General features: G+C 56.5%; 6 protein-coding genes. 1 reads left to right on the forward strand and 5 read right to left on the reverse strand.

Annotated features, from left to right (window positions below; translation table 11 throughout):
• Nucleotides 1-408 precede the first annotated feature (408 nt).
• From HMPREF3066_RS11670 to HMPREF3066_RS11690, 5 genes are all read right to left on the reverse strand, one after another.
• Entirely contained in the window at nucleotides 409-2,013 is a 1,605-nt protein-coding gene (locus HMPREF3066_RS11670) for an ABC transporter ATP-binding protein (protein ID WP_070443060.1), read from the reverse strand.
• A 22-nt stretch (nucleotides 2,014-2,035) separates the two neighbouring features.
• Nucleotides 2,036-2,944, reverse strand: coding sequence for an oligopeptide ABC transporter permease OppC (gene oppC, locus HMPREF3066_RS11675; RefSeq protein ID WP_049231158.1), 909 nt, complete (start codon nucleotides 2,942-2,944; stop codon nucleotides 2,036-2,038).
• A 72-nt stretch (nucleotides 2,945-3,016) separates the two neighbouring features.
• A complete protein-coding gene (gene oppB, locus HMPREF3066_RS11680; RefSeq protein WP_003741770.1) occupies nucleotides 3,017-3,937 on the reverse strand; it encodes an oligopeptide ABC transporter permease OppB in 921 nt (306 codons plus the stop codon).
• 389 nt (nucleotides 3,938-4,326) lie between these two features.
• Nucleotides 4,327-6,123, reverse strand: coding sequence for an aminopeptidase P family protein (locus tag HMPREF3066_RS11685; protein ID WP_070443061.1), 1,797 nt, complete (start codon nucleotides 6,121-6,123; stop codon nucleotides 4,327-4,329).
• A 95-nt stretch (nucleotides 6,124-6,218) separates the two neighbouring features.
• Nucleotides 6,219-7,844: a peptide ABC transporter substrate-binding protein gene (locus HMPREF3066_RS11690; protein WP_070443062.1), complete on the reverse strand. Its 1,626-nt coding sequence runs from the start codon at nucleotides 7,842-7,844 to the stop codon at nucleotides 6,219-6,221.
• Nucleotides 7,845-8,155: 311 nt separating this feature from the next.
• Between HMPREF3066_RS11690 and HMPREF3066_RS11695 the strand changes: the two genes are divergently transcribed.
• Nucleotides 8,156-9,139 (forward strand): porin, encoded by a 984-nt coding sequence (locus HMPREF3066_RS11695; RefSeq protein ID WP_070443063.1) that lies wholly within the window; start codon nucleotides 8,156-8,158, stop codon nucleotides 9,137-9,139.
• Nucleotides 9,140-9,186 lie beyond the last annotated feature (47 nt).

A 9,186-nucleotide genomic window follows, 5' to 3' on the forward strand; every position in this document is an offset into this window, starting at 1 on the left:
CGTACTGGTTTAAAGTTAATCCACTATATTTGTGGGGTTCGTGGGCGAAGCCCACGCTACGGTGGGTTTCAGACGATTTTTGGTTGTCGGTGTAGGTTGGGATAACTGTATCCGACGGGATATTTTTCTGCCGTCATTCCCGCGCAGGCGGGAATCCATCGGAAACCCTAAGAAACAGATATTCAAAAACAGTTGCCGAAATTCAAAAGTGGATTCCCGCCTGCGCGGGAATGACGGCTGCTGGAGGTAATTATGGGTTGGATTGGTAAAGTTTGCGTTGAAATTTGCGATGAAGTAGATGAGATTAGAAAGAAGGTCATCTGAAAGTTGGGTTTCAGACGACCTTCTGAGGTTGGCAGGATTCGTGGGCGAAGCCCACGCCACATCTAGTTTTCAGACGACCTTGGGTCAGAGGTCGAAGGCGGCGTTGATGAGGCGTTTGGTGTAGTCTTTCTGCGGGTGGTGGAAGATTTGGTCTGCGCTGCCGTATTCGACGAGTTCTCCGTGCTGCATGACGGCGACGTTGTCGCTGACAGCGCGGACGACGGAGAGGTCGTGGCTGATGAAGATGTAGGTCAGTCCGTATTTGGTTTGGAGTCCGCGCAGCAGTTCGACGACTTTGATTTGGACGGAGCGGTCGAGGGCGGAGGTGGGTTCGTCGAGGAGGATGAACTTGGGCCGCAGGATGAGGGCGCGGGCGATGGCGATGCGTTGGCGTTGTCCGCCTGAGAATTCGTGCGGGTAGCGGTTGAGTGCGTCGGCGGGCAGGGAGACTTCGTCCAGGACTTTGAGGACGAGTTCGGTGCGCTGGGCTTTGGTCATTTCGGGGCGGTGGACGGTGAGGCCTTCGCCTATGATTTCGCCGATGGTGAGGCGTGGGGAGAGTGAGCCGTAGGGGTCTTGGAAGACCATTTGGCGTTCGGCTTTAAGCTGGCACACGCGTTCGGGGGTGAGGGCGGCGAGGTCGCTGCCGTCGAAGTGTATGCTGCCTTGGTAGGGTAGCATTTGCATGATGGCTTTGCCGAGCGTGGATTTGCCGGAACCGGACTCGCCGACGATGCCGAGGGTTTCGCCTTGGCGGATGGCGAGGCTGATGTTTTTGACAGCGTGGAAGGTTTTGAGGGGTTTGCCGAAGAAGTTGTGTTTGAGGATGAAGTGGACGTTGATGTCGTCGGCACGGATGAGCTCGGGCGGGTTGCCTTCTACGGGGTCTTTCATGCCTTTGGGGACGGAGTGGATGAGTTGGGCGGTGTAGGGGTGGGATGGGTTGGCAAAAACTTGTTTGATTTTGCCGCGCTCGACGATTTCGCCGTCTTTCATGACGCATACGGTTTCGGCGTAGTGTTCGGCGAGTCCGAGGTCGTGGGTGATGAAGATAATCGCCATGCCCATTTGTTTTTGGAGGTCGTGCAGGAGGTCGAGGATTTCTGCTTGGATGGTTACGTCGAGGGCGGTGGTGGGTTCGTCGGCGATGAGCAGGGCGGGGTCGTTGAGCAGTGCCATGGCGATCATGATGCGCTGGAGTTGGCCGCCTGAGAATTCGTGGGGGTATTGTTTCAGACGACGTTCTGCTTCGCGGATGCCGACGCGGTTGAGGAGGTTGAGGATGCGTTCGCGGGCGGCTTTGCGGGTGATGGTTTTATTGTGGACGCGCAGGGCTTCTGTGAGCTGGGTGCCGATTTTCATGAAGGGGTTCAGCGAGGTCATGGGCTCTTGGAAGATGAAGCTGATGCGTCCGCCGCGTAGGCTGAGGAGGGTTTTTTCGTCTGCGTCGAGGATGGATGTGCCGTCGAAGGTGATGCGCGAGTCTTGTCCGTAAAGGGTGCTATTTTCGGGCAGGAGGCGCATGAGGGACATGGCGGTAACGGATTTGCCTGAACCGGATTCGCCGACGAGGGCGAGGGTTTCGCCTTTGGCGACTTGGAAGCTGATGTTGCGCACGGCGTGGACGGTTTTTTCGTGGAGTTGGAAGCGGATGTCGAGGTTTTCGACGGTGAGTAATGGGGTGGTCATGGGTGTGTCCTCGTTGTGTGTGTCAGCGGTCTTTGGGGTCGAGTGCGTCGCGCAGGCCGTCGCCGATGAAGTTGAAGCAGAAGAGGGTGGCGACGAGGAAGAAGCAGGGGACGAGGAGCTGCCACGGGGCGGCTTCCATGGAGGCTGCGCCCTCTTGGAGCATGGAACCCCAACTGGTCTTGGGTTCTTGTACGCCCAATCCGAGGAAGCTAAGGAAGGATTCGAACATGATCATGCCGGGTACGAGCAGGGAAGCGTAAACCATGACGACGCCGAGTACGTTGGGGATGATGTGGCGGGTAACGATGCGGCGTCGGGATACGCCTGTGATGCGGGCGGCTTCGACGAATTCTTTGTGTTTGAGGCTGAGGGTTTGACCGCGGACGATGCGGGCGACGTCCAGCCATGAGACGAGTCCGATGGCGACGAAGATGAGTAAGAGGTTGCGCCCGAAGAAGGTGGTCAACAGGATGACGAAAAACATAAACGGAAAGGCGTTGAGGATTTCGAGCAGGCGCATCATGACGGAGTCGAGTTTGCCGCCGAAAAAGCCTGCGAGCGCGCCGTAGAGCGTGCCGATGACGACGGCGACGAGTGCGCCTGCGATGCCGATGAGCAGGGAAATGCGTCCGCCGGCGGCGGCTCGGGTAAAGAGGTCGCGTCCGAGCAGGTCGGTGCCGAAGTAGTGGCGGGTGGCGAAGGAAGGCGGGATTTGCATGTTGTCCCAGTCGGTGTGGTCATAGGTGTAGGCGCTGACCCAGGGGACGGCGATAACGAAGAGGATAATGGCGGCAAGGATGAAGACGCTGCACAGGGCGGCTTTGTTGTTGCTGAAACGCCGCCATGCGTCCTGCCACAGGCTGCGTCCGTGTACTTGTGCCTGTTCGGCGGCTTCTGCTATGGCGCGGGAATTTTTCTTGTTGAATAGCATGGTGTTCTCCGTTTTTTGTTCGGGGGTCGTCTGAAAACGGCAAAACCGGTTTTCAGACGACCTTTTTTGCTTTTAATAGCGGATTTTGGGGTCGATCAGGGCGTAGAGGATGTCGAGTATGGCGTTGAAGACGATGGTCAGTACGCCGACGAGGATGGTTAGCCCCAAGATCATGCCGTAGTCGCGGTTGAGCGCGCCGTTGACGAAGAGTTGTCCGATGCCGGGCAGACCGAAGACGCTTTCGATGACGATGGCGCCGGTGATGATGCCGACGAAGGCGGGAACGAGATAGGAAAGGATAGGCAGCATGGCGGGACGCAGGGCGTGGCGCAGGACGATGCTGTTCATCGATAATCCTTTGGCGCGGGCAGTGCGGATGTAGGGGCTGTTCAACACTTCTATCATCGCGCCGCGGGTGATGCGGGCGAGGCCTGCGACATAGCCTATGGAGAGGGCGGCGACGGGCATGATGAGGCTGGTCAACGAGCCGTCATTCCAGCCGCCGGCGGGCAGCCATTTGAGGGTGATGGCGAAGATGAAAATCATGATGGGGGCTTTGACGAAGCTGGGGACGACGATGCCGGTCATGGCGGCGGTCATGATGGTGTAGTCCGCCCATGTGTTGCGCCTGAGTGCTGCGATGGTGCCCATGAGTACGCCCAAGACGGTGGAGATGATGAAGGCGTACACGCCCAGTTCGACGGAAACGGGCAGGGCTTGGGCGAGCAGCTCGTTGACGTTGTAGTCTTTGTATTTGAACGAGGGACCGAGGTCGCCGTGGGCGAGTTGTTTGAGGTAGTTGAAGTATTGCAGGTACATCGGGTCGTTCAGGTGGTATTTGGCTTCGATGTTGGCAAGTACGGCGGGCGGTACGTTTTTGTCGCCGGTGAAGGGGCTGCCGGGTGCGAGCCGCATCAGGAAGAATGAGACGGTAATCAGTACCAGCATGGTGGGGATGGCGGAAAGTATGCGGCGGATGATGAATTTCAGCATATCGTACCTGCTCGGGGCTTGGTGGGTCGGAATATGCCTGAATACGGGAAGGCGGTCTGAACGGGGTTCGGACGCTTGGGATGGTTTCTCTTCTTTGTAGTCAGGCCCTTGGTTTTGGAGTGTGCGGGCTTTTGTTTTTATGGTCGTCTGAAAACTTTAGAATAGGATTTCGGACGGTTTTTTATTGTGGCAGTTGCGGGCGGAGGCCTGCGTTTGGGGTTTGTTTCGGAGGTCGTCTGAAAACGGGATTTTGGGTTTCAGACGACCTTTTGCTGGTGTTTTTCGTGGGCAGAGCCCACGCTACGGCCGTTTTTCAGACGACTTTTTGATGTTGGCGCGGGTTCGTGGTTAGAACCCACGCCACAGTCGTTTTCAGACGACCTTTGCGGTTAACGCGCCAGCGGTTCGGTGCGTTTGATCAGCCATGCCTTTGCCGTGCCTTCGGTCAGCGGCTCGAGGCGGCGGCGGACTTCGGCGTGGTAGCGGTTGACCCAGTCGATTTCGCCGTCGGTCATCATGGCGGTATCCATCAGGCGGGTGTCGATGGGGCAGAGGGTCAGGGTTTCGAAGTAGAGGAAGCTGCCGAACTCGGTTTCCTGCGGGTTGGCGACGGCTTGGTTGGCGGCGAGGTTCTCAATGCGGATGCCCCATTTGCCGGGACGGTAGAGTCCGGGTTCGATGGAGGTAACCATGCCTTTTTTCATGGCGTGCTGCGGGCCGGGAACGGCGGCGCAGGCGATGACTTGAGGGCCTTCGTGGACGTTGAGGAAATAGCCTACGCCGTGTCCTGTACCATGACCGTAGTCGCATTGCGCCTGCCACAAGGGTTTGCGGCAGATGGCGTCTATCATCGGCGAGAGGATGTTTTCGGGGAACACGGCTTCGGCAAGCGCGATATGGGCTTTGAGAACCAGCGTGTTGTCGCGTTTTTGTTCGGCGGTCGGCGTGCCGACGGGGACGACGCGGGTGATGTCGGTCGTGCCGCCTTTGTATTGCGCGCCGGAGTCGATGAGCAGCAGACCGTTGCCGCTGATGGTGCTGTGGCTTTCGGGTGTCGCGCTGTAATGGGGCAGGGCGGCGTTGGCGTTGAAGCCTGCAATGGTGTCGAAACTCAATGAAATGAAGCCCGGACGTGCGCTGCGGTGGCGGTGGAGCATGGTGTCCACGTCGATTTCGGTCAGGCTGCCGCCGTTGTCGATGATGTCTTCAAACTCGGCGAAGAAGCCGCACAACGCCGCGCCGTCGTGTTCCATCGCTTCGCGGATGTGGACGATGTCGGCTTCGGATTTGACGGATTTGAAGAAGGTGGACGGGTTGATGCCTTCGATAAGGCGCACGCTTTCGGGCAGGCGTACGAGCGTGCTGACGGCGGTTTTGTTCGGTTCGATGAGCAGCGCGCCGCCGATTTGCGCGAGTTTGTCGGCAACTTGGGCATAAGGTTCGACCGTGATGCCTGCGGTTTGCAGCGCGGCGGCGGCTTCGGCGTTCAGACGACCTTGGTCGGTAAACAGGACGGCGTTGTCTTTGCCGATCAGCAGGAAGGACACGAAAACGGGGTTGAAAGGCACGTCGCTGCCGCGCAGGTTGGTCAGCCAAGCGATGTCGTCAAGCGAGGAAACCAAGTGGTAATCCGCGCCTTTTTCCGCCATGACGGCACGCACGCGGGCGAGTTTTTCGGCGGCGGTTTCGGAGACGTAGGCGGGGTCGTGGATGAACACGGTTTCGGCGGGGATGGCTGGGCGGCTGCTCCATACGCTGTCAAGCAGGTCGTCGGGGTGTTCGATGCGGATGTTTTTGGCGGTCAGGGATTGCGCCAAAGTGCGTTTGCCGGTGAGCGACACCATATCGGAAGGGATGCCGACGGCGGCGTTTTCGGGCAGGTTTGCCGCGAGCCATTCGTTGTACGGCGGAACTTGCCCGCTTTTTTGCAGCTCGATGCCGCTGCCCGCAAGCTGTTTGGTGGCTTGTTCCCAATAGCGGCTGTCCACCCACACGCCCGCTTCATCGGCGGTAACGACGAAAGTGCCGACCGAGCCGGTAAAGCCCGACAATTCGCGGCGCGCCTGCCAGTGTGCGGGCAGGTATTCGGAAAGATGGGGGTCGGCGGAGGGGATGACGAGTGCGTCCAAGCCTTGCGCCTTCATGGCTTCGCGCAATGCGGACAGGTAATTCGATACAGTATTCATGAACGGGATTCTCCAATAGGGTTTCGCGGTTTCAGACGACCTCTTCAATTTAGTGTACGGGGAGGTCGTCTGAAAAACGTGTCTATGTTATCAAATCACTTCTTGGGTGCAAACGACCAATTCTTAATGGTGTAGTTTTTCAGCGGGTCGCGGTCGGAGTAGCCTTGAATGTCGGGTTTCACCAGATTGATGCTGACTTGGTGATACAACGGGATAAAGGCGTCGTCGCGTTGCAGCATCGCCTCGGCGCTGACGTAGCGGCGGGCGCGTTCTTCGGCGGAAATGCCCGCTTCGAGCGTGCTGTTCATCAGCTTGTCAAACTCGGGATTCTTGTAATGGAAGGCGTTGTTCGGATTGTTGGATTTGAAAATATTGAGCATGCCCGCAGGGTCGTTGTAGTCGGAACACCAGCCGGCGAACGCCATGCTGAAGTTGCCTTGCAGGCGCTTGTCCAAAAAGGTTTTCCATTCTTCGTTCATCAGCGTGGGGCGCACAAACGGCACGGTCGCCTTCCAAATGGATTGCAGCGCGGTGATTTGTTTTTTGGCGGCCTCGCTGGTGGTATAGACGATTTGGAACTCGAACGGTTTCTCTTCGCTATAACCCGCTTCGCGCAAGAGTTTTTCTGCTTCGGCAATACGCGCTTCGCGTTTCAGCGGCTTCCACGCAGGCGCAGACTCGCCGCCGCCCTGCATATTCGGCGGGGTAAGCTGGAACGCTTCCTTGTCGCCGCGTGCGGCAACCTTGGTAATGATGGCGCGGTCGGTCAGCAGGTTGAGCGCGCGGCGGACTTTGGGATTTTTAAATTCGGCGGATTCCAAGTTCGGCTCTAAAAACCAAGAACACAGCAAAGTCGCGCGCCGAACCTGACCGGGAAATTCTTTCTCGGCAATCTTAATCTGGTCGGAAGGGATGCCGTAGGTAACGTCCACTTCATCGGCGCGGTAGCGGTCGTATTCTTTGCCGCTGGCGAGGAACACCGCCCGCGGGATGGATACTTTTTTGCTGTCGTAATAAGCGGGGTTTTTATCCATGGTGATGTGGCTGTTGACGTGCCATTCTTTGAGGATGTATGCGCCGCTGGAGACATAATTGCCCGGCTGCGTCCATTTTTCACCGAATTTCTCGACCGTGGCGCGGTGGACGGGATAGGTGAATTGCTGAATCAGCATGTCGGGGAAATACGGCACAGGCGCGGTGAGCGTGAATTGCAGCGTTTTCTCGTCCAAAGCCTTGACGCCCAAAGTATCCGGCTTCGCCTTGCCTTGCAGGATTTCCGCCGCACCCTGTATTTTCGCGTCTTCCAAATAGCTGCTGTTAGGCGCGGCGGTTGCGGGATCGGCGAGGCGGCGGAAGCTGTAAACGAAATCTTCGGCGGTAATCGGGTCGCCGTTGCTCCACTTCGCATCGCGCAGGTGGAACGTCCAAACGCGCCCTTCGTCCGACGGCTCCCATTTCAACGCCAAGGCGGGAATGGTTTTGCCTTCGGCATCCGTACCGACCAAGCCGTCCATCATCTGGCGGATAATCGCGCCCGCCGCCATATCTGAGCTTTTTTGCGGGTCGAGCGTACTCGGTTCGACCGCGTTGCTGATGACGATTTTATTGTATTCGCTGCGCTTGAATTCGGGCGCGGGCTTGACTTCGCGATGACACGCCGACAGCGCAAGCACCACGGCAAGCGATAAAGCCGATACGGAATAAAGTTTGGTCGGCAGCACGTTGTTTCTCCTCTTTTCCTTATCTCCCCTCAGGTTTGAGTCTTGCAGAAATAAAAAATTACATACGACTACAAAATAGGGAAATATTCTGAATTTAGGCGGATAAAAAGATTTATTCTCTATAAATATCTGAAAAATCCGCCTGTTCTTGGAATTGGTTTGCAAGATAACACAAAAAAACGCCATAAAAAACATTTTTAAAAATAAAAGTTACAAGCGATTACAAAAATATTGATTTTTTTGCAAGCCTAAAATAGTATAAAACCCTGTCGAAACAAAAGTTCAGAAAAATCAAACAAAAGGAGAACAAAATGAAGAAGTTGCTGATGATTGCGGTTGCCGTCCCGCTTGCCTGTCCCGCATTCGCCTCCGACAACGAAGCCAAAATCGGCGGACGGATATTTACCTCCATCGAGCACGAACGCAACGGCAAAGGTCAAACCGCTACCGATATATCCGACAACAACAGCCGCATCTGGATTATGGGCAGTGAAAAACTCGACAAAGACCTCAAGCTCATCTACGGCGTCAATTCATTCGTCGCTTTCGATTATAACGGCTGGAGTACGGATGACTCTTATGTCGGTTTGCGCGGCGATTTCGGTACCGTCCGTGCCGGCTGGCTCAGTACCCCGATGCACTACCTGACCGGCGAACAAGACGCATTCAACGGCAACAACCACACCCAAACCATGGGACGCATGACCCGTTTCGGCGGTCGTGAAATCGCCCTGAACTACGAATCCAAAACCTTTGACAACGGCTTCAACTACCGCGTCCAAATCGCGCCCGGTGCCAACAAATACAAAGACAGGAAACGTAACAGCGACTGGATGGCGGGCGTAGGCTTGCACTACAAACACCCGACCAACGGCTTCAACGCCCACTACGCGCTGGAGTACGCTCGCAACGGCTCACCTGACGACACCAAAGACAGACAGGTTCATTCCATGAAAGTCGGCTACGACAAAGACAATCTCTACCTCGCCGCCGGTATGATGTACGCCCGCAATGTTGCCGACAAATTCCACTGGGAAGACGAAACCAAAACCAATACCAACACCCGCGATTTCCAAGTGACCGCCGGCTACACCATGGGCAACATCACCCCCAAACTCGGCGTCGCCTACGGCCGCTCCGATACCGGCAAGAACTACAAACAGCTCGCGTTCAACACCGAATACAAATTCTCCAAACGCACGACCCTCTCGTTCAACTCAGGCGTAGTCAAAGAAAGTAAAGACCCCAAAACCGGCTGGGCGGCAGGCATTTCGCTGGAACACAGCCTGCAATAACGCGGGATTTGAAGCATAAAAGGTCGTCTGAAAACTGAACTGGCCCC

Source organism: Neisseria sp. HMSC03D10, assembly GCF_001807625.1.
GTDB classification, from domain to species: domain Bacteria; phylum Pseudomonadota; class Gammaproteobacteria; order Burkholderiales; family Neisseriaceae; genus Neisseria; species Neisseria mucosa.

Excerpts from the sequence above, each read along its gene's own strand:
- oppC (WP_049231158.1), bottom strand. The coding sequence starts at position 2,944 with ATGCTATTCAACAAGAAAAATTCCCGCGCCATAGCAGAAGCCGCCGAA.
- HMPREF3066_RS11670 (WP_070443060.1), bottom strand. The coding sequence starts at position 2,013 with ATGACCACCCCATTACTCACCGTCGAAAACCTCGACATCCGCTTCCAA.
- HMPREF3066_RS11685 (WP_070443061.1), bottom strand. The coding sequence starts at position 6,123 with ATGAATACTGTATCGAATTACCTGTCCGCATTGCGCGAAGCCATGAAG.
- oppB (WP_003741770.1), bottom strand. The coding sequence starts at position 3,937 with ATGCTGAAATTCATCATCCGCCGCATACTTTCCGCCATCCCCACCATG.
- HMPREF3066_RS11695 (WP_070443063.1), top strand. The coding sequence starts at position 8,156 with ATGAAGAAGTTGCTGATGATTGCGGTTGCCGTCCCGCTTGCCTGTCCC.